This is a genomic window from Lysinibacillus sp. NPDC047702, assembly GCF_050272555.1.
Lineage (GTDB): Bacteria > Bacillota > Bacilli > Bacillales_A > Planococcaceae > Lysinibacillus.
Genome location: NZ_JBNNMG010000018.1, coordinates 1 through 19375, shown reverse-complemented (window position 1 = coordinate 19375; position 19375 = coordinate 1). Strand labels below are relative to the sequence as shown.

The 19375-nt window shown below is 35.9% G+C and carries 21 protein-coding genes; 15 read left to right on the top strand and 6 right to left on the bottom strand.

The window, feature by feature from the left end:
* Positions 1 to 395: 395 nt before the first annotated feature.
* Positions 396 to 647 (top strand): CPCC family cysteine-rich protein, encoded by a 252-nt coding sequence (locus ACQKIM_RS11030; protein ID WP_427543370.1) that lies wholly within the window; start codon positions 396 to 398, stop codon positions 645 to 647.
* Positions 648 to 806: 159 nt separating this feature from the next.
* Here the strand turns inward: ACQKIM_RS11030 and ACQKIM_RS11025 are convergent, their stop codons facing one another.
* The 4 genes from ACQKIM_RS11025 to ACQKIM_RS11010 all read right to left on the bottom strand — a co-directional run bounded on the left by ACQKIM_RS11025 (position 807) and on the right by ACQKIM_RS11010 (position 5516).
* Positions 807 to 1007, bottom strand: a complete 201-nt coding sequence (locus ACQKIM_RS11025; protein ID WP_427543367.1) for a hypothetical protein — start codon at positions 1005 to 1007, stop codon at positions 807 to 809.
* Positions 1008 to 2479: 1472 nt separating this feature from the next.
* The gene (locus tag ACQKIM_RS11020) at positions 2480 to 3634 is read right to left on the bottom strand and encodes a Ger(x)C family spore germination protein (RefSeq protein WP_427543364.1); all 1155 of its coding nucleotides are present in this window, start codon (positions 3632 to 3634) and stop codon (positions 2480 to 2482) included.
* 283 nt (positions 3635 to 3917) lie between these two features.
* The gene (locus ACQKIM_RS11015) at positions 3918 to 4421 is read right to left on the bottom strand and encodes a DinB family protein (RefSeq protein ID WP_427543361.1); all 504 of its coding nucleotides are present in this window, start codon (positions 4419 to 4421) and stop codon (positions 3918 to 3920) included.
* 222 nt (positions 4422 to 4643) lie between these two features.
* Positions 4644 to 5516, bottom strand: a complete 873-nt coding sequence (locus tag ACQKIM_RS11010) for a DMT family transporter (protein ID WP_427543358.1) — start codon at positions 5514 to 5516, stop codon at positions 4644 to 4646.
* Between the two features lie 285 nt (positions 5517 to 5801).
* Here ACQKIM_RS11010 and ACQKIM_RS11005 point away from each other — a divergent pair, with 285 nt between their 5' ends.
* The 9 genes from ACQKIM_RS11005 to ACQKIM_RS10965 all read left to right on the top strand — a co-directional run bounded on the left by ACQKIM_RS11005 (position 5802) and on the right by ACQKIM_RS10965 (position 13541).
* Entirely contained in the window at positions 5802 to 6488 is a 687-nt protein-coding gene (locus tag ACQKIM_RS11005; RefSeq protein ID WP_427543355.1) for a DUF421 domain-containing protein, read from the top strand.
* Between the two features lie 171 nt (positions 6489 to 6659).
* A complete protein-coding gene (locus ACQKIM_RS11000; RefSeq protein WP_427543568.1) occupies positions 6660 to 6815 on the top strand; it encodes a hypothetical protein in 156 nt (51 codons plus the stop codon).
* Positions 6816 to 7043: 228 nt separating this feature from the next.
* Complete coding sequence (locus tag ACQKIM_RS10995; RefSeq protein WP_427543352.1) at positions 7044 to 7496, top strand: OsmC family protein; 453 nt, start codon at positions 7044 to 7046, stop codon at positions 7494 to 7496.
* A 503-nt stretch (positions 7497 to 7999) separates the two neighbouring features.
* Positions 8000 to 8548, top strand: coding sequence for a hypothetical protein (locus tag ACQKIM_RS10990; RefSeq protein ID WP_427543349.1), 549 nt, complete (start codon positions 8000 to 8002; stop codon positions 8546 to 8548).
* A gap of 626 nt (positions 8549 to 9174) precedes the next feature.
* Entirely contained in the window at positions 9175 to 10233 is a 1059-nt protein-coding gene (locus ACQKIM_RS10985; protein ID WP_427543346.1) for a suppressor of fused domain protein, read from the top strand.
* A 73-nt stretch (positions 10234 to 10306) separates the two neighbouring features.
* On the top strand, positions 10307 to 11965 hold the full coding sequence (locus ACQKIM_RS10980) for a DUF6138 family protein (protein WP_427543343.1): 1659 nt from the start codon (positions 10307 to 10309) through the stop codon (positions 11963 to 11965).
* 103 nt (positions 11966 to 12068) lie between these two features.
* Positions 12069 to 12401, top strand: coding sequence for a hypothetical protein (locus ACQKIM_RS10975; RefSeq protein ID WP_427543340.1), 333 nt, complete (start codon positions 12069 to 12071; stop codon positions 12399 to 12401).
* Positions 12402 to 12573: 172 nt separating this feature from the next.
* The gene (locus tag ACQKIM_RS10970; protein ID WP_427543337.1) at positions 12574 to 13044 is read left to right on the top strand and encodes a DUF4259 domain-containing protein; all 471 of its coding nucleotides are present in this window, start codon (positions 12574 to 12576) and stop codon (positions 13042 to 13044) included.
* 23 nt (positions 13045 to 13067) lie between these two features.
* Positions 13068 to 13541 carry a hypothetical protein gene (locus tag ACQKIM_RS10965; protein WP_427543334.1) on the top strand — a complete coding sequence of 158 codons (474 nt, stop codon included), beginning with the start codon at positions 13068 to 13070 and terminating at the stop codon, positions 13539 to 13541.
* A 68-nt stretch (positions 13542 to 13609) separates the two neighbouring features.
* On the opposite strand, the gene ACQKIM_RS10960 is transcribed toward ACQKIM_RS10965, so the two are convergent.
* Both ACQKIM_RS10960 and ACQKIM_RS10955 read right to left on the bottom strand, forming a co-directional pair.
* The gene (locus tag ACQKIM_RS10960) at positions 13610 to 14644 is read right to left on the bottom strand and encodes a YdcF family protein (RefSeq protein ID WP_427543331.1); all 1035 of its coding nucleotides are present in this window, start codon (positions 14642 to 14644) and stop codon (positions 13610 to 13612) included.
* A gap of 129 nt (positions 14645 to 14773) precedes the next feature.
* Positions 14774 to 15940, bottom strand: a complete 1167-nt coding sequence (locus ACQKIM_RS10955; protein WP_427543328.1) for an immunity 26/phosphotriesterase HocA family protein — start codon at positions 15938 to 15940, stop codon at positions 14774 to 14776.
* Between the two features lie 225 nt (positions 15941 to 16165).
* Here ACQKIM_RS10955 and ACQKIM_RS10950 point away from each other — a divergent pair, with 225 nt between their 5' ends.
* The 5 genes from ACQKIM_RS10950 to ACQKIM_RS10930 all read left to right on the top strand — a co-directional run bounded on the left by ACQKIM_RS10950 (position 16166) and on the right by ACQKIM_RS10930 (position 19264).
* A complete protein-coding gene (locus ACQKIM_RS10950) occupies positions 16166 to 16600 on the top strand; it encodes a GNAT family N-acetyltransferase (RefSeq protein ID WP_427543325.1) in 435 nt (144 codons plus the stop codon).
* Between the two features lie 10 nt (positions 16601 to 16610).
* A complete protein-coding gene (locus ACQKIM_RS10945) occupies positions 16611 to 17090 on the top strand; it encodes a nucleoside 2-deoxyribosyltransferase (protein WP_427543322.1) in 480 nt (159 codons plus the stop codon).
* Positions 17091 to 17102: 12 nt separating this feature from the next.
* On the top strand, positions 17103 to 17420 hold the full coding sequence (locus ACQKIM_RS10940; protein ID WP_427543319.1) for a YbjQ family protein: 318 nt from the start codon (positions 17103 to 17105) through the stop codon (positions 17418 to 17420).
* Positions 17421 to 17988: 568 nt separating this feature from the next.
* Positions 17989 to 18888, top strand: a complete 900-nt coding sequence (gene ltrA, locus ACQKIM_RS10935; RefSeq protein ID WP_427543316.1) for a group II intron reverse transcriptase/maturase — start codon at positions 17989 to 17991, stop codon at positions 18886 to 18888.
* Positions 18889 to 18964: 76 nt separating this feature from the next.
* Positions 18965 to 19264 (top strand): group II intron maturase-specific domain-containing protein, encoded by a 300-nt coding sequence (locus ACQKIM_RS10930; RefSeq protein WP_427543313.1) that lies wholly within the window; start codon positions 18965 to 18967, stop codon positions 19262 to 19264.
* Positions 19265 to 19375: the final 111 nt, after the last annotated feature.

Sequence of the window (19375 nt, the reverse complement as noted above, 5' to 3'; positions counted from 1 at the left end):
GACCTATTTAGGTTAGTCAGTAAAGGCATTATATCATATAGTTTGAAAAACAAACAATAACAAAGCAAGGTAGATAGAACGGTAATAAAATACAAAAAACAGTAAAAATATCTAATGATTTTCTTGCAGAAATAGGAATGTTCGTTCTAATATATTAGCAAGCTAATGCTCTTATTCACAGGAGAGCTGGATGTCACTATGCAATGCTAAAAACAAAAAAAGTGCATTTAGAGCGAGATGAATTTGAGCTTGAGGAAATAGCGTATGCATTAAGTGGAGTTTGGAATTATTAATAAGTATGGAGGAATATCAACTTACTTTAAAACAGAGGATAAAATTATGTATTGGTTAAAACAGATTGAACTATACGCTCCAAAATAGAAAAGGTGATAAAAATGACAATAAAAAAATGTCCGTCTTGTGGATATTTCACAGTTGAGAGTGACTTTGATATTTGTGAAGTTTGTTATTGGCAATATGATGCAGTGGCACAAGACATGCCAGATAAAGTGATTGGTCCCAATAATGTTTCTTTACACCAAGCACAAGTAAATTATAAAGAATTTGGTGCGTCTGAAAAACGATTTATAGAATTTGTCAGAGCTCCCAAAGAAGATGAGCTTCCAGAAAATAATGTGGAGTGTTAATAGTATATAAGGAGTACCGAGACTAATTCAAAATTGGTTATATCAAAACACTTACTTATGGGATTTGCAGAATGGAACAATGACCACTGATCGTTTAATTAAGTTGTATGAATCAGCAACATAGAAGTAAATAGGGGAAAAGATGACAACAAATCTAACTTAGCCGAGTTGGTCATCTTTTTTGTATTTATTAGGATGGAATTGCCTATGTAATATATCTGCACCAATAAAAATACAAAACGTCCCTAAAATTTTTAAAAGTATATTTTTGAATAACAAAGAATCGTCAATAGTTATAACTATCAACATAAGTCCAACCGTAATAAATATTAATCCTATTAGCCCTTTAGCAAACCTCATATACAATCTCCTGATTTAGTGACTTACTTTGTTAAACTTCCTCTTAAATGCTCCATACCCTATAGCAGTCATTATGGAACTTTTAGCTAAATCTATTTCCTCTTCCATGTCATTTTGCTTAATTTTGAATATTCTATCGTTTTGTCTTTTGTATTTGGATATTCAATTGTATTATTTACAGATATCGGTTTTTTATCTTCGCTGCAAGCAGTATGTAAAAATGCTTGCAAGTTCCTATGTATATTATTAGCCCATATCTCCCTTTATATTTCCATTTTAGGAAATTGAGAGTGAAAAGTACATATGAAAAAACAGATAACCTTTTTAGTTATCTGTTTTTTCATCTATACGCTGTAGCAAGTCACCTAAATTCTTTACATCTAGAGCAACCATAATTTTCTCAAGTGCATCCTTTAGATACAATCTTATTTTTTTCTAATCAGTGTATCCCCAAGAGGGATTCCAACTACAACAACCAAAACCGTTAGAATTAACAGGGCTCTAAAAATAAAATACGCAACTTGATCGAACATCGTATCTCTCCTTTTTTCTTATTAATTCATACCTAGCATTCCGAAATTATCCAATTCCTATGGAAGAGTCAAACTTTTTTGTGCTTTTTATAGTATAGTTTACGTCATTACAATGTATGTATGCAGTCACCACTTTTAATATTTGTGGTCTTCAACAATAGGGCGCAATTGTTTAATAAGCGTCGCCGTTACTAACGAGGTGCCGAGTTAGTAATCCATAAAAGACCACTCTGGATTTTTTAAGGGCACTGAAAAACTAAAGAAATTCACTTTTTATATTAGAAATTTGTCTTTTGTTAGATTTGAAAACTTAAAAAAGTCGATTTGCATCACATTTTTGTGGCAAATCGACTTTTTCAATGCCCTTGATTTTTTTTGGTGGTCTTAAATCTTGATTCAAAAATAGGCGACTTCGGGTGACCAAAAAGCGACCAAGCAATTAAATAAATACAAATTTCTTTGGATTTAGGTTAGCCCATTGGATATAGTCAGCGAACAAGAATGGGCTACAGCACACACTTTTGGATATAGAAAGATTTGTTTAGATTTAGAATTTGAAAATCAAATTAATTCATATTCAAAATGAAGCGAGGGATATTTATAAAGTACATTTTTTAAAGGTTTTGAGTGCTAAAGTAAACATGTTTTCACGGACAGTTGAACAACCAAAGTGGCAGTTGACTGAGTCTATGTAGAGCAAGAGTTAGCTTAGAAGTTTAAACGATAAAAGGGTCACTTGACCAGAGTGACCCAAGCCAACAAATCGGGAGGTGCAAAGCTAATTTGCTTTACATTACTATTAATATGTTTAATAGCTTTTTTTATCTAGTGAATTGCCTGACGAATAGAATAAAATAAATAATAGTAGAAACATTAAAAATGAATCAAATGAATATAAAGTCGAGTACCTACATGTAAATAAGTACCCGACCTTTTTAGCTATTCTTTAATTGTTTCATCAAATGTTTTTCGACCCGGATTTACTTTATTGACGAAAATAGTGAGCTTACTAATAGAGTCTTCAGTTAAAGGTATTTTCCCATTGCTCTCATATTTTTTCCACGCTTTAACGTTTTTACGATATAGTTTTTCAGATAAACGGAAAATGTCTATATCCTGCTTTAAACCCTCTCGATAGGTTGTTAAAATTTCTTTTTTAACATGCTGTATAATTTTTTTTCGAATTTCATTTCCAGAAACTTTTGTTTTAAAGCCATTTACAGTAGCATTAAATTTCACATCTACCTCAAAAGTTACTTGATTATTTTTAACAATTGGTTTTACGTTAAGATCTATTTTGTCTAAATCTACTGTTAGGTAATCTCCTTCATCATCGTCTAATTGAAATGTTACATCTCCTCGATTTTTTTTATCCTGCATCCATTGAAGCCCTCTTGCAGCATTTCCATAAAGAAAGCCTTTAAATCCATCTTTTGAAAGTACCCCAACACCGGTAAAGGCAGTTTCCATAGATGGTCCATTTGTCGTATTCCAATTTCTATTGATTGAAACAAAGGGAATACTTATTTCATGGCTAGGTTCATTTAAATTGATCACTAGTGTCCGTAAATCAACAGGCTCTATCATTGTTTCTAGTTCATTTGTATATAGCGGATTACTTAATTTGGAAGCCGTGAGAGATTTATTAAATATTGGTGTAATTAAAAGAATTTCCTCAATAGGCTCTTTGGTAACGTAGGTCAATATTTGATATCTTGTCTCCCTATGCCGTAAAAAGCTGTCAATAATAGAAATGGCATTTTCGCTTTTCATGGCATCTTCAGAGAAAAGAATATAAGACATATGTCCCCAGAAGACTTTTTGGTCAATGGAACGATATAAGCTAAAAAATGCTTCTTCCATCGTTTTCCCTTTTGCACGACCAATTTCTGCCTGTACACCTTGAGGAGCAGGATTCTCTGACTTGGCAACACTGGCGAAGTTAATTAATTGCATATAGATTTCATATTGATCATCTTTAAAATCAATACCAATGCCGAGAACATAGTACATTCTTTGAGGCTCAGAAACATCCCAACAGCCAGAAAGCAGTAATGTAGCAACTAAACTTGAGAGTAAAATAATTTTTTTCATGTATTCATCCCATTTTTTGAGGTACTCATGCTATGTGATACGTTTTTAGTTTAGACAAAAAAAGTGAGGATTATAAGCCAAGAAAAGTATTGTACGGATAGAAGAAAAAATTATGGTCCTAATTTTTTTGAGCCATTAATTTCCCAATATATATTATGAGCATTACAGAGTGAGATTCGTGAAGGAAAAATTTTTTTACAAGGAGACAAAAAAAGAATCTATTTTGAATAAAGTCAATCAAAATAGATTCAATAATTTTGGGTATTTGAGGATTTGTTCAGTACTACATTTGCGGGGCTTCCATGCCAAACTTTGCCCATTCCTCTTTTGCTGGACCATAAATACCTGGAACAGTTAATCCTGCCTGTCGCATAAGAACAGTTAATTGCCCTCGATGGTGGCTTTGATGTTGAAGTAAAAACAGTAATAGTGACCCATTTGGCATTTGTTGACCAATGAATTCAATACATTCCTCCATTGTACGGTCAGTCCATTGTGATTTTAGCGCCAGCACAAGTGCATTGCTTGCTTGTTGATAGCTGTCTGCAATAAATTGAGCCGAGGTTGGAACAGGAAAATCTTTGGCTGGTGCTTCAAACATTAAATGTGTATTGGAAGTAATAACACGAATAGCGGTAACAATATGCCAAGCAATTCGACCTAATGTCCAATTTTGTGAAGTAATTTCCTGTTGAAGTGATTCATCTGTTAGGTTATTTAGTAATTTGTGTGTGGCACTGGCTTCAAACTCCCAAGATTGCAAAAAATGATCGACTGTTTGGAACATAAAAATCCTCCCTATAGTTGAGTTTTAACTTTAATTATACTCTCCCTCGAATGAAATAGAATTGTATTTTTTTATGAAAGAGATAAAAGGGAGGAGTGGTAGGAAAAATAAAAGAATGAAGATATTCACATTGAATTCTAGACAATATGAGTTGGTGAATTTGAAAAGGCAGAGATTATGTTATCTGCCTTTTCAATATCCTTTATATAGGTTATTTTCTTATTATTCGTCTTTAATCACTAGAAAAACACCACTAAAAATTAACATTGTACCGAGCCAAAAAGAAAGTCCAATTGTTTCATTTAACAGTAGCCAGCCTAAAAAGGTTCCGACGACTGGTTGGAAGAAAAAGAATAATCCTCCACTGGAAGCATTCATTAATTGAAGCCCTTTGTTCCACAATAAAAAACCGCCAGCTGTAGAAACAATACCTAAATAAATTAATCCGCCTGAAATAGTTGGCTGCAAAACACTCGATACATCTAAATACTTTATTCTAGGAAGAACAATGGGCGTCAGTAAACACACAGCCACCATAGATGTATAAGTGGTAATAACAATCTGCGAATATTGCTGGGGAATTTTCTTCACTAACACGGACATAAATGCCCAAGTCAACGCAGCAACTAATAAGTAAAAGCCGCCTAATTGCTGGCTAACATCAATTTGTCCATTCCCAACAATAATGGCAACACCGATCGTCGCTAGAACAATGGAAAGACATTTTTTTAATGTAATTTTTTCTCTCAAAATAAAGCGTGCAAACAGGACCATAAAAGCAGGCGTAGTCGACGTAATAATAGCACCCATTTGAGCAGTAGAAAGCATTGTACCCATTTCCTGTGTGACAATCGAGATTGTATTACCGATCAGACCAACAAGGAAAATCATTAGCCAATCTCTTTTAGCTATAGACCATGATTGCTTCATACAGATACCAATAGTAGCAAGTGTGATTACAGCAATCACATAACGAATCCATACAAGTTCCAAGGGTGGAACAACCTCTACGACTACTTTTACGACAACATACATTGCCCCCCAAATACTGGCTGCGAGCGATAAAAAAAGGGCACCTATTATTTTATTATTCATGTTTTTTCCTCCGTTTTTTATAGAAATCTATGTCCTTAACGGAGAAAAACTCCTCTACCGTTAAGGAAGAAGAATTGTTGGTACATCCTGTTCAAATAATGGAGAAAACATCATGTAAATCAACTCCAATCTATGTACATTTTTAACTATTATAAATTACATTAACGAGTTTGAACAGAATTAGCAAATGACAATCTATAAAAGATATTAGATTCGAGTACTTGGATTTTTTGCGTATTTTATTCATTATTTTAAGCATCCTATGAAATAGATAGGAGTGAAAAAATGAAAGATGTAAGCTACCTACAAATAGCTATTGAAACCATTATAACTTTTTTTGTTCTTCTAACCTTGACTCGTTTTTTAGGTAAAAAACAATTAAGTCAGCTGACTTTTTTTAATTATGTTACAGGAATAACAATAGGCTCCATTGCTGCAAACATGATTGTTCTTAGTACGAAAGATTATTTAAAAGATTTACTCAGTCTTGTAATTTGGTGTTTACTCACTACAATTATTGGTTTTATCAGTCTTAAATCAGGGAAAATTAGAGTAATCCTAGATGGTCAGCCTACAATTGTCATAAAGCATGGAAAGATAGACAGAAAAGCATTAAAAAGAACAGGTATTAATATTGATGACTTAACAATGATGACTAGACAATATCAAATTTTTTCAATGGCAGAAATAGATTATGCTATTTTAGAACCAAATGGTACACTTAGCATTCTCAAAAAACCAGCGTTTCAAGAGGTACAAAAAAGAGATTTTAAAATTTATCCTACAACTCCAGTTTTTATACCTATAGAAATCATTACAGATGGAAAGTTATTATTGAGAAATTTATTAGAAGTTGGCAAAAGTATAGATTGGTTAAATAATGAATTAAAAAAAGCTAATATAAATGATATTGAAGAAGTATTTTATGCTGAAATACAATCAGATGGAAGTATATTTATACAGAAATTTTAGATTGGGATTCCCTAGTTTATTAAATTTTGTTTATTTTAATTAATGCTTGTAGGCTTTTCAACTCCTTCCTATGAACTACATAAAACTTTTATGTTAATCCCCCAACTATTACAATTCGAACAAGTATAAATTACTTCAAAAGGGAAAAATTATAGATTGGAGGTGATTATTTTGACTGACAAAAAGCAAGAAAAAAGAGCATTAAATCAAGAGGAATTTACAGAAGATTTGAGTCCTGATGATTTAGATGTACGTGAGGAGAATAATCTTACAAAAGAGCAAAGTAAGAATTCTAATCAAGAGCAATATACCAAACAAAAAGAGTAGCATAATGATTGATTAGTTCGGCTGCAACTTATTGTAGTCAGCTATAGTATTCTTAAAGTAGTGCATATGATGAAGTGACCATAGAGTTGCTTCGTCATTTTTGTATACATAAAGGAATTGAAAATTATTAATTTTTTGAAAAAAGTGTTGACTAAAGAGGGAGTTACAAGTAGGATAAAATAAATGTATTCTTATAAATTTAATAAGGATTAAAAGGAGAGAGATAAGATGACAGTAACAACATTTAAGGCCAGTACATATTTAAAAGATAAAGTATTGGTAGAGGCCAATGTAAGAGGACATAAAATTATAATAGATGAACCAAAAGAGTTAGGTGGAGATGACCAAGGTGCAAATCCTGTAGAACTTGTTCTTTCTGCATTAGGTGCGTGTCAATCAATAGTCGCAAGAATTTACGCAAATAAATTGAACATAGACCTAAAAAATTTTTGGGTTGAATTAGAGGGAGACCTTGATATAGATGGTTTTTTAGGAAAATCTGATGTAAGACCTGGATTTTTAACGATTCGATATACTTTCCATATTGAAACAAGTGCATCGGAAGAGAAGGTAGAAGAATTTAAAAAAATTATTGAAGCGCATTGTCCAGTAGGCGATACGATTGCTAATACTGTCAATCTTGTTTCTGCAGGCATTGTCATTGAGAATACAATCGCTTAACTTTTATGCAGAAAGATGTTGACATTCTTGATAGATACACCTAGACTATTTTTCTATAGCTCTCGTCTCTCATTTAGGGACGGGGGCTTTGTTTATGTCAAATTAGAACAGCATCTTGATAAAGAGCTTGCAAATTTATCGAATTCATTCAAAGAGGATGTAGATAAGGAGTTTTAAATAGAAGGTCACTCATTCAAAAATAATGAGTGATTTTTTATTGTATTCGAGTAAAAAATATTCTGAATACCATATGTACCCCACATAAGCTCATAACAAAATTCATATAAATAAAAATAAAATCTATTAAGGTAAAGATTTAGTAGTTATAGCTAGCCTATTCGCTTGACGAGTAAATCATGCTAAAAATTAAGAAATTCTTCAGATTCTACTAAGGAAAAATTTAAGATTACCTTTTTATACTTATAATATAAGGAAATTAACGAAACCATTTGAAGATTTAAAACGTATTGGTAGTAGTAAAGAATATTGAAGTAGGTGAGGAAATGTCATACACCATTTACATAGTACTAACAAAAACAGGTACATTATTATCGAAGGCGATCGGGATGTATACTGGGAAAGAAATGAATCATGCATCCATAGCGTTTGATGAAGAGCTTTTTGATATGTACAGCTTTGGGCGAAGGCAGCTAAATAATCCATTAAGTGGTGGTTTTTTGCGGGAAAATGCAGAAAGAGGACTATTTGAGACAGCAGATTGTGTCATCTATCGTTGCAGAGTTTCGCATTATCAATACTTAGAAATGATGAAAATTGTCCGTTATATGTATTGGAATCGAGATCGCTATAAATATAACTTTATTGGACTTTTTGGGGTGATGATGCAAAAAGAGGTTCGCAGAGAGCGTGCTTATTTTTGCTCACAGTTTGTAGCAATGTTATTAAAGGTCGGAGGTTTAAAGATTTATCAAAACCCAGCTTTAATGACGCCACACTGTATTGCTCAATTACCATATTTAGAAAAGGTATATGCTGGAAAGATTGCAGACTATTTACATAATGTGCGAACGCCAGCTATGTTGTATGGCTAAAGAGAAATAATTACGAGTGCGTAGTCTTGTTAATTCTTTTGATTCAACAGGCATACAAACACCCGCCCCTAGCGGATGTCACGAATTTTGAAGAGAGCTATTCAAGCAAACCATAAAATTAAATTCCTCACTCAGGCAATCACAGAACTTGATGATTTGCCTGAGTTTTTTTATCTTGATTCAGCAAAATATTCCGACCTCTAGTGGCGAGATGAATGCGGTTTTTTCCTATTCAGTGAGCGTACAAATGGTCGCTGAAATAGAGGAACTCAGGCTAAAAATCTTCACATCCTGGTAAAAACGCCTGAGTGACCAACATCGTGTTGCTGCCGCTGCGTTAGCACTACGCTTTCGCACAAAAAACATCTGTTGGCCCAAAGCCCCTGGCGGATGTCACGGATTTTGAAGAGGAGCTTTTCGAGCGAGCTCGAAAAAAATCCGGACGCAATTACGCTAGGGCGTAATTTATTAGTAATATTTACCTCGTTCGGAATGAAAATAAACCTAGATGCTGGAAAGCTGAAAATGAGTCCTATTCCTGTTAAAGAGCTACCATAAAATTGGTATCATAGGAATACTAGATTAGTATGTTTTTAAAGTGAAACAACATCGAGGAGGATGCGTAGATGAGTGAAGAAGTTACAGCGGTTGGTTGGGATGCGATTGATCAAGTACTAGTACAGGTGTACGGTGAGCAGGAGCCAATGCATTACGGAACATTGATTCCTTATTCACTAGGTGGACAGGATCCTTTGGATGGGATAAGTGCCTATAAAAGTGAAAAACCGATTCCACATTGGCATTTTGTTACATATGGTTTCTCGGAATTATATGAAAAAGAATTTGAAAATGAGGAATACAGCGGGTATGGATTTGAATTGACATTTCGATTGGTGCGTAACGAGAACGAGGAGGAGCCACCTGCTTGGGCCTTAAATTTACTACAAAATATGGGTAGATATGTTTTTAATAGTGGCAATGTTTTTAGAACAGGAGATTATTTGGATGCAAATGGTCCCATTTGTCTTGATACAGATACACAATTAACCGCGCTGGCCTTTACGCAAGATCCTGAGCTGGCTGAAATTGTTACGCCAAATGGCAAGATGGCGTTTCTCCAAATGGTTGGCATTACAGAGGATGAGCTAGAAGCGATGCAGACGTGGAATACACTGAGTATGCTACAGGCGGGCATCCAACAAATACCAAACTATATCACTGATTTAACGCGAGCTTCTTTACTACAAAATGCTCAAATTGCAGAGGCCGTTGAACAGGGAATGGAAAAAGAGGGCTCCAATACTGGCTTTCTTTTTGTAGGTCAACTGGCATGGGAAGTGGAGGAAATGGGTTTTAACAAACAATCACATATCATCCAGCTAGGGGCTAAGCAAGCAGATGTCATAAGTAAATTACTGCGTGGGCGAATTTTAAAAGGCAGAAGTCTTAGCTTAGTTGGTCAAAATATAACGATTATGTTTAAAGCGGCTGATCAAGTAGGCTATCATGAGGATGGACAAGAAATTACGATTACATTGAACAGGGCGGCGGTTGACGAGCTAAGTCAAAAGCTAGTGCCGCAAGAAAGTCAATTTGAATTAACTTCTTTAGCTGGTGTCAGCTTTCAAATTTTGAAAACGCATATTAAAAATCAAGAAGGAGCGGTTGTGAAAACAATCGGATAAGATCAGTCTCTCGCTAAAATTATGGTTTTTAGCGAGAGATTTTTCTCTAAGTATGGAAGGGAGATTGTGTGATTTGAAGCAGAATGTAGAGCATTTTCTAACGGATGTATGGGAAAAACTAACTGCCGTTTATCAGCAAGAAAGTAAAAGAATAAGCTCGCTTAAAGATTGGAGTCTACTCCAAGCAGGCGTATTTAACTATCTAAAAGTTTCATGGAAAAAAGAAAAAAACCATTACGGTTCCATTTATATTGATGTATATGAGCCATTTAGTTGGAGTGATAGTGCCTATAAGGTGGAAGTAGGTCCATACATACAGGAATTTACAGAAATTAATCATGTTGAGGAGCTTTTTTTCGCTTTATGTACAAAAATAGAGACGATGTTTCAATCAGAGCAATATGGTTCTCGATTTTTTGATTATTCTTTTCAGGTGGTACTCGAATTTGAGCATGATAAGACCGTGTTATGTTATCAAAAGGAGCTGCTTAATGACCGCAAGCTACAGCTAATGAAACAGGAGCTAGCAACATTTATTCAAACAAAGGTTATGGCTGAGTTACCTGTACGCCCAAGTGACAATGATGAATTTTTCTTTGCGCGGCATTTGGTGAATCCTTATTTTTTTCACCAAACAGCAGATGATATCGAACCACTTATTTGTCGACTACAAGAAAAGCATCATGCCAATAAGAAGCGTTTAGACCAGTGGATCTATCATTATAGTAGAGCGTTTAAACATTGGGCAGAAAAGCTTTTTTTACAGCAGTATTTTGTACCAACTGGAGATTATATAAATGAATGGAGGCTGAAAAACGAGGACACTCCCCAGCAGGTTGAGCAGGAAAAACTAGATTTCTTTCTGTATGTTGCGTTGAAAATCGGTCAAAAAGAACCTGCTACTCGTTTGCAATACCTTGAACTTGCTAAACAGCTCGGCTCTCAACAAGCAGCGGATTATTTACAGCAGGGGAGCGGACGTTTTGAAAGTACACGAAAGAGTGATATTTTTCAAGGACAAGCAAATGATATTTTTCAAACAATTGATATACGGATAATGTCAGAGGAGGAAACGGCTTATCATGAAGCACTCTATTACATAATAGACCTTTTGCAGGAAGGCTTCCCAAAGAGCTATAAGCTGACCTTAAAAACCAAAGTGAAAAATTTTCTTCCTATAAAGAAGTTAGCTAAATCAAAGCTGCATCAGTTTTTTGCAAATTGTCTTGTGTATCCTAGCCTTTATCCATTGCTGGCGAACTATACACAGTTAGCTATAAAGGAGTTTGCATGGTATCAGGATGTAGAGCCTAGTGAAAAATCAGCTATGCCTGGAACCTATGCGGTCTTTGGTTTAGGGTTATACAGTAATGCCTATTTCCCTCTCGTTCAAAGCTATATGGCAATTGTTGATACAGAGCATCAGTCTGTGCAGAATTATTATGCAGAGGCTTTTGTAGAAGCACATGCCCTATCAGTTGAGCTCATGCCTGTGTTTGTAGCTATTCTACTTGGAGCAAATGAATCCGTTAAGCCACTTAAGGGCATTGAAATAAAGGAACAGGAACTACTTTCGGCACTTATACAAGAGCTAGAAAATAAAGAAGACCACCAGCGTGAATTTGTTTTATATCAACTATTTGGCAATTCCAAAAAGTTAGCACAGAGTGTGAATCAAGCGGCGGCACCAATTAAGAATGAGCTAGAGAAATTACTACAATGGATGGGTTAATCAAAGAGGGCAAACCAAATGTAATAGATAGCGGCCAACATGATGAGTGACCTGTAGAATTGGTATCCTATAGTGCATGTGGTTATATAATGAACATAAAGTAATGTCTAATAAAGCATATATTAATGAAGATTTGAATGTGCTAAATTTTGAACGAATCAAATGGGACGGTGTTCGCCTAATTTGGCTGCTGTATTGCTTGCTCGACTTAGAATGTTTAGCGAAAGAGCAAGAGACGTTTGCAGTATGTGAGGAAGATATAGCTATTTTAAAACAGATGATAGAGGTAGTAGAATCTTGTCAAGATACGGATGCAGCTAGACAGCTTGAGAAGCACTGGAAGTATGTTTTCAAGTCCAATCAATATGAACGGGTTGTTATGGAAATCTGGGGTTATGCAGATTTACTAGTATTTAAGGATGGTTATCGCAAGTAGCGTGGACGAATAAAAGATCTTATGTCAATTGCTACTTGGAGAGGACAAGACGGTTTTCGCTAGAAAAGATGAAGTTCTATTTTGGCTCTTATTTGTAAAAAAGAGCAATTCTGATGGGCTGAAGCCGTGAGTACGGTTTCTTTAGACATCAAATTAAGGGAGGAGCAATAATATGGGAGCATGGGGCTACAAAGCATTGGAAAGTGATGAGGGATTAGATGTAGTTGGCTTTTTACAGGACTATATCAAAAATCAAATAAATTCAAATTATTTATCGTTAACTGACATTGTCAAGGCGATGAAAAATGATGGCTTTTTTGGAGATACCTTTAAGGACATCGACTTTTTTTACGATGTTAGCGCTATGGCATTAGCAGAAATCTATATTACCTATCTCGATACAGGTAAATTTCTTAGTGACGAAAGTAAATGTGGAGACGTCCAATCTTTGACAGCTGATGAGGGTGCTTTAACATTTATCATAAGATATTTGACAGATATTAGAGATGAGGTGCCAGATGAGCATGGAAGTAGAGAGATTGTAGAGTTATGGCACGAGTCTAAAAGTTGGCATGCATGGCAATCAAACCTAAACGATCTTATTCATAGAATTGAACAAGAAATCAGCAATTTACAACAATAAAAAGCTACATAGAGTGATGATAATTGACATATGAATTTTGGATAATGGCTTCAATTGCGGAATTGGTTGAATATCCAGATGAGACATGTGATGAATGTATACCTCATTCGAATTTTCAGGCTATTATGGATGTGCTTGACATTAAAGTGCCCATAGAGGATATACACGAACGTTTTCTTGAACAACCCGTTAATACAGGAGATGTTTTAGTATTTGCAAATAAGGACCAACAAGATAGATGTATTGTTCTCGATACCTATCGTGATCCATATGACCAATTGGATATGATTCAGTTTGGATGGAGAATGAGCACAAAGGAAGGCATTTCTATAGTAAAACAATTATCACGTAGACTTTATGATAATTGTGAATATGCGGTTTGTTACAAGGAAGGTCAATCCGTCCTTTATAAGGTACTGCAGAAAGAACGCTATCCTCGTAAATATAGCTATATGAAGATGGTTCATGAGCAGCAAATGAAGAAGTATGTATTGTGAAAAAATAAAAAATAAATGGATTCGTGGCACTTTCAATGCAGTCGTGCCACGAATCCATACAATATAAATCATATAAAGAAAAAACTAAGTAAGGAAAATAGGATGGAGATGCCGAGAATAGGCCCGACGATTTTCATGTGTCTTTTTCGCCCCATCACAACAATGGCAACATATTCACGAATCATCGCGTTTGGCCAATAATAAAAGGCCGTTTTCGAGCCAATGCCCTGACTGTTTAAACCTGCAAGTCTTGCATAGATGCCTGCACGGAACAGATGGAAATTATTTGTTGTAAAAATACTGTTATAGACCTTATCTTGTTTGTTATCATCCATTATCCGTTTTGAAAATAACATATTTTCATATGTATTAACAGATTGGTTCTCTTGCAATGTATGCTCGATAGGAATACCTTTTCCAATTGCGAATTTTTGCATTGCCTCGGCTTCTGGAAGACTCTCGTCAGAACCTTGTCCACCAGAAAAGATTATTGTTGGTGGTGAGGTAATTGCTGCCTGTTTATGATAGAAATCAATGGCCTTCTGAATTCTACTAGCTAAAAGTGGTGGTACCTTGTCATTAATTAAGCCACTGCCCAGTACAATGATATAATCCTGATTTAACTTTGGTCGATTGAATTGGTACAGAAAATAGGCTGATAAGAAATTAGACAAGTGAATAAAAAAATAAAATGTTATAAGAGATATCCCACCAAAAATCGGTTGGAGGTGGATTGAGAATAAGCTTGCTGGATATATAATCAGTAGTAATATAAATAATAAAATGCCCAGCGCTACAAGTAATGTTAAAGAATTAGCCAAACGTTTTCCCTCTCTTTTCATTAACACTCTTGCATTTAAAAATAAACCAAACATTAAAGCTAAAATTGCAAAGGGAATGAGGATAATTAGAGCGATGAGCGGAATAATTACAATCATCCTTAATAAATATTGATCAGATGCTAAGGATGCGAGAACACAGAATAAAAGAAAAGAACAGACAAAAAGATTAAATAGCAGGCCGTTAATAATCTTTCTAGGGTCTTTCAAATAAGAAATGAGAAAAATAATGAAAAGCATAAGAGGAATAATTCCAAAATACATAAAAACATGCACCTCAATGATGTAATGGGTTGATTTGTATCTTTATATTATAAGTAATTATTGGATGAAATCAACTACTGACAAAATAAAAAGGAGTATCAGGGATATACTCCTTTTTACTGCCGACTTCTATTTTTTGTGAGAGCTGTTATAAGTTTTATTAACATAATTGATATACTCACTGCGAGTAAGTCCACCAGTTTGTCGATTAAATTCATCATAGGTGATGTTTGCTGGAAGACCAAATTCATCTAATACTTGCTGACGTTCTTTTTGATATTGCGGGTGATCCAGTGATCTTGATTCATCACCCTCTTCTGGCTTTAGCCAATCATTAAAAACACCTGCACAAACACCATGATTAGTAAAACGGCTACCAGTTTTAAGCGAGGTTATAGGCTCTGGCTTACTAATGGTTCCTGTGCCCCATGAAAGACGGTATCGAGACTCCTTGCCATAATCAAGAGTTAAGCCATACCCAATGGGGAATTCAATATCAGATTCAGTTAATGCTTTGTGCCCAACCTTTTCATAGCATCCACGCATAAAATGATCGTCCATCACAATTCGCGTTTGTGCGGCTAATGGAGCGGATATGATTTCATCGAGATGAGGGGACCGCTCTGCCGTTGTAAGCAAATAAGGACGGATAAATAATGGCATTGTCATGACATCATGCCAAATACTATCCTCTGCAAATAGATTATCCTTTTGCATTTGACGCAAATCTCCAATAACAAGGACATAGCCATCTACGAACAAATCTATCTCTACACGAAAAATATCTCCTGGAACAGCTTTATAACGTAAGCTTTTCATACTTGTAAGTTTCTTAAGCTTGTCTGAATAGTTTGTTGGAAGCTTCGAAGGAAATTGCTGTAGCCATTCCATGACGTCAGCCTTAGTTGTTAGATGTTCAAAGCCAGTTAATGGGAGCTGGTAATAGGTTTTCGCATTTCGAGCCATGATATAACAAGATGAATGACCTTGATTGCCTAGACTAGCAGAGAAGACAACGCCTGTTGCTTTTACTGCGGAAATATTTGTGTAATTTAATTTCTTTTCTTTTCCACGAGCCGTTTGAGGGGCTATGACCTCACGATTGCGTGTTAAAATATTTACATCAGCCTCTTGGTAGCTTTGCTCATTGATGAAAATTCTTTTTTTAATGAGATCACCATCAAGGTAAATAAAATAATCCTCTCGAATTTGGAGCGTGTCCCAATGCTCTTCTATGAAATGTAGTCCAAAATAAGGGCGTATTGAATTTGTTAACCAACTAGTAAATGCTGTCAATTGGATTTCCTCCTACTTTGAGTGATGATGTCAAGTATACTGAAATCCTATTGTTACGAAAATAGCATAATTGAAAAATGGTTAAAATAGTCATTTTAGTACAGGAAGGCTGATTGCTTTAGAAGCAGATAAAATACATATATTGATTCTATGGACCTGACATAATAGGAATCACTATGGCATGTTAATTTTGTTATAATTGAAGCGATAGAGGTGAAATAAAAAATGCATATTGTGACAACTGAAGGTGTACCGTTTGAGTGGCTCAACCAATTACAGGAAATACATGCGCACGTCTTTGATGGTGCCAATCTGCCAGTAGTAAAACTTGAAAGAAAAAATGGCCTACTTTGTCTATTGGCTATTGAGGATGAACGTCTTATTGGCTTTAAACTCGGCTATATCCATCCTGATGGTGTTTTTTACAGCTGGCTAGGTGGTGTTCATGCAACCAAGCGTGGTCAGGGAATTGCTAGTCTACTTATGCGTCAGCAGCATGCCTATATTCAGACAATGGGCTTTAAAAGAGTTCGTACATATGGTAGGAATGAGCGAAAAGCAATGCTTATCACGAATCTTAAACATGGATTTGATATTGTCTCAACATTTATTGATGATAAAGGTCGACATAAAATAGTATTTGAAAAATTATTGGAATAGGAGTTTTAACATGAAGGCATACTTAGCAAATGGATTATTTTCATTAGGAGATCGTTTAGTAAATGAGCAGCTGGCTGCGGCTATAAGGGAGGCAGTACCAAGTATTGAATTGTATGTGCCGCAGGAGAATGACGCCATTAACGATAAAACAGCCTATGCGGATAGTCTAGCCATTGCACAAGCAGATTTAGAGATGCTACAAAAAAGTGATGTGCTTGTAGCTGTTTTAGATGGTGTGGAGATTGATTCAGGTGTGGCGGCTGAAATTGGTGCTTTTGCAATGCTGAATCGACCAATTATCGGTATCTTTACAGATGTGCGCCAGCAGGGCAGGGATAATATGCAAAAAATAGAGGCACTTGTAAGGGACGGCATTGAAAATCAGTTTATATATCGTAATTTATTTGTAATCGGCTTGATAAAACGCAATGGAATCATTACATCTTCCATTGAAGAGGCTGTCAAAGCCATTCGAAAATTTAACAAATAGGAGGCAATTTGTATGCTACTCTCAACAACAGATGTTGTGGCAGGGAAGGAAATTGCGGAAACAATTGGCTTAGTAAAAGGTAATTCTGTTCAATCAAGAAATATTGGCCGTGATATGATGGCAGGGCTTCGTAATATTGTCGGTGGAGAAATGAAGGAGTATGCAGAAATGCTAGTCCGTTCTCGAGAAATAGCCACTAGTGCAATGGAGGAAGAAGCCAAAAAACTAGGTGCAGATGCCATAGTAGGTGTTCGATTTTCTACCTCGTCTGTAATGGATGGTACATCTGAGGTATTAGCATATGGAACAGCCGTAAAATTAAAGAAATAAAAATGAAAGGCTTCAATCAACAAGATTGAAGCCTTTCATAGTGTGTGTGCCCGGCACGCGCAACAACTAGGTGGTGAAAGTCCACTACAGACTTGGCAGTAGGAACTGTTAGCGAAAGACAAGGGTGTCCATGGTGACGTGGAATCTGAAGGAAGTCGGACGCAAAATCTCGAACTGACGAACAGAAATCAGATACAAGGCTGACTTGGGATGGATGAACTTGCACATCAAAGTAAAGTCCAATACTGCCCGAATCCCATACAGTAAATCTGGCAGTTACATGAGAGGAAAGTGGTTGTGCTTACCCGGGGAGATCTCTTGAGGGTTATTGAATTAACAATCGGATTAGTGATAATCGGATGAATCAAGAGAAGTCAGCAGAGGTCATAGTAACTTTCTAACGAAAGTAAAGGGCCGAACAATCTTAAATCTTGAATGAACAAGGAGGTGAAGACATCCCGACGAAACACAGAAAACATCGAGGTAAAGACCAAAAGATGGCTACTTATAGAGGGATAAGCTGGAAGTGAAAGAGTATATAAGAGTGTGTAGGGATGTAGACATGGAAATGAAGAAACAAGATGGTATCCATTTAATCGATAGAATCGTTACCAACGGCAATTTATGGAGAGCTTATAAAAAGGTAAAAGAAAATGGAGGGGCTCCGGGCGTAGATGGAATAACAGTTCACGAACTAAAATCTCACCTACGAAAACATTTTGAGCCACTTAAAATCAAACTAAGAGATGGCACTTACCAACCGCAACCGGTGAAAAGGGTAGCTATTCCAAAATCGGATGGCACGAAGAGATATTTAGGGATTCCTTGCGTACTCGACCGGGTAGTCCAACAAGCTATTCTACAAGTAATTGACCCAATCATTGATCCGCATTTTTCGAAGAATAGTTTCGGCTTTCGGAAAGGAAGAAACGCACATCAAGCAATCGAACTCGCCGAACAATACTATCAAGAAGGATATCGAACGGTGGTGGACTGTGATTTAAAAAGCTATTTTGATACAATCCATCATCAACGACTAAGAGCGTGTCTAGAAGAATTCATTACAGATAAGATTGTCCTTAAACTTATTTGGGAATTCTTACGTTCTGGTATTCTTGATAAAGATATTTACGTTGAAACAACGGAGGGAGCTCCGCAAGGTGGCCCGCTGTCTCCTATTCTAGCAAATGTTTACTTAAATAGAGAACTGGAAAAACGAGGACATCGTTTTATTCGATATGCGGATGACTTTGTGATATACGTGAAAACGCCTAGAGCGGGAGAGCGTGTCATGGCAAGTGTGAAGAAATATATCGAAGAAGATTTAGGGTTAACGATTAACGAAAAGAAAAGTAAAGTGTGTGGTGCAACAAGCGCCACATTTTTAGGGTTCAATATACAAAACTTAAGGGGAAAGTTGGATGCCGACCGAATAAATCCGCTAAACAACGATTCAAAGATAAATTAAGAAAATTAACGAGTCGTAAAAGAGCAGGTACGTTTGAAGTGATTGTGAAAAGAATCAATAAATAAGGGTTGGATGGATGAATTACTATGGAATTGCCAATATGAAAGCCTTCATAAAAGAAATACAGGGCTGGTTAAACCATCGATTGTGTCAACTCATCTGGAAGCGATGGAAGAAACCAAGAACGAGGTATATGAAATTACGTCAATATGGAATTGACCATGATGATGCGATGAAAATAGCACATTCAAGAAAAGGATACTGGCGACTATCGAGAAGTGAGATTATCCATCGAGCATTAACAAATGAAAAGCTCATAAAGTGGGGGTTAAAAGACTTAACCCAGCTTTATGAGCTCAGATACTTAAAAGATTGAACCGCCGTAAACGGATCCGTACGTACGGTGGTGGTGTGCTGTGCAAAGGCACATTAGAGATGAGGAAAGGCCCCTCGATAGAGATTGAAACAGGCAAATCTATCAAACAAC

What these genes read in the sequence shown, in the direction of transcription:
- ACQKIM_RS11020 (WP_427543364.1), bottom strand. Translation starts at nt 3,634, where the DNA reads ATGAAAAAAATTATTTTACTCTCAAGTTTAGTTGCTACATTACTGCTT.
- ACQKIM_RS10985 (WP_427543346.1), top strand. Translation starts at nt 9,175, where the DNA reads ATGAGTGAAGAAGTTACAGCGGTTGGTTGGGATGCGATTGATCAAGTA.
- ACQKIM_RS10940 (WP_427543319.1), top strand. Translation starts at nt 17,103, where the DNA reads ATGCTACTCTCAACAACAGATGTTGTGGCAGGGAAGGAAATTGCGGAA.
- ACQKIM_RS10975 (WP_427543340.1), top strand. Translation starts at nt 12,069, where the DNA reads ATGTCTAATAAAGCATATATTAATGAAGATTTGAATGTGCTAAATTTT.
- ACQKIM_RS10970 (WP_427543337.1), top strand. Translation starts at nt 12,574, where the DNA reads ATGGGAGCATGGGGCTACAAAGCATTGGAAAGTGATGAGGGATTAGAT.
- ACQKIM_RS10945 (WP_427543322.1), top strand. Translation starts at nt 16,611, where the DNA reads ATGAAGGCATACTTAGCAAATGGATTATTTTCATTAGGAGATCGTTTA.
- ACQKIM_RS10930 (WP_427543313.1), top strand. Translation starts at nt 18,965, where the DNA reads ATGAATTACTATGGAATTGCCAATATGAAAGCCTTCATAAAAGAAATA.
- ACQKIM_RS11015 (WP_427543361.1), bottom strand. Translation starts at nt 4,421, where the DNA reads ATGTTCCAAACAGTCGATCATTTTTTGCAATCTTGGGAGTTTGAAGCC.
- ACQKIM_RS10960 (WP_427543331.1), bottom strand. Translation starts at nt 14,644, where the DNA reads ATGTATTTTGGAATTATTCCTCTTATGCTTTTCATTATTTTTCTCATT.
- ltrA (WP_427543316.1), top strand. Translation starts at nt 17,989, where the DNA reads ATGAAGAAACAAGATGGTATCCATTTAATCGATAGAATCGTTACCAAC.
- ACQKIM_RS11010 (WP_427543358.1), bottom strand. Translation starts at nt 5,516, where the DNA reads ATGAATAATAAAATAATAGGTGCCCTTTTTTTATCGCTCGCAGCCAGT.
- ACQKIM_RS10995 (WP_427543352.1), top strand. Translation starts at nt 7,044, where the DNA reads ATGACAGTAACAACATTTAAGGCCAGTACATATTTAAAAGATAAAGTA.
- ACQKIM_RS11030 (WP_427543370.1), top strand. Translation starts at nt 396, where the DNA reads ATGACAATAAAAAAATGTCCGTCTTGTGGATATTTCACAGTTGAGAGT.
- ACQKIM_RS10990 (WP_427543349.1), top strand. Translation starts at nt 8,000, where the DNA reads ATGTCATACACCATTTACATAGTACTAACAAAAACAGGTACATTATTA.
- ACQKIM_RS11005 (WP_427543355.1), top strand. Translation starts at nt 5,802, where the DNA reads ATGAAAGATGTAAGCTACCTACAAATAGCTATTGAAACCATTATAACT.
- ACQKIM_RS11025 (WP_427543367.1), bottom strand. Translation starts at nt 1,007, where the DNA reads ATGAGGTTTGCTAAAGGGCTAATAGGATTAATATTTATTACGGTTGGA.
- ACQKIM_RS10950 (WP_427543325.1), top strand. Translation starts at nt 16,166, where the DNA reads ATGCATATTGTGACAACTGAAGGTGTACCGTTTGAGTGGCTCAACCAA.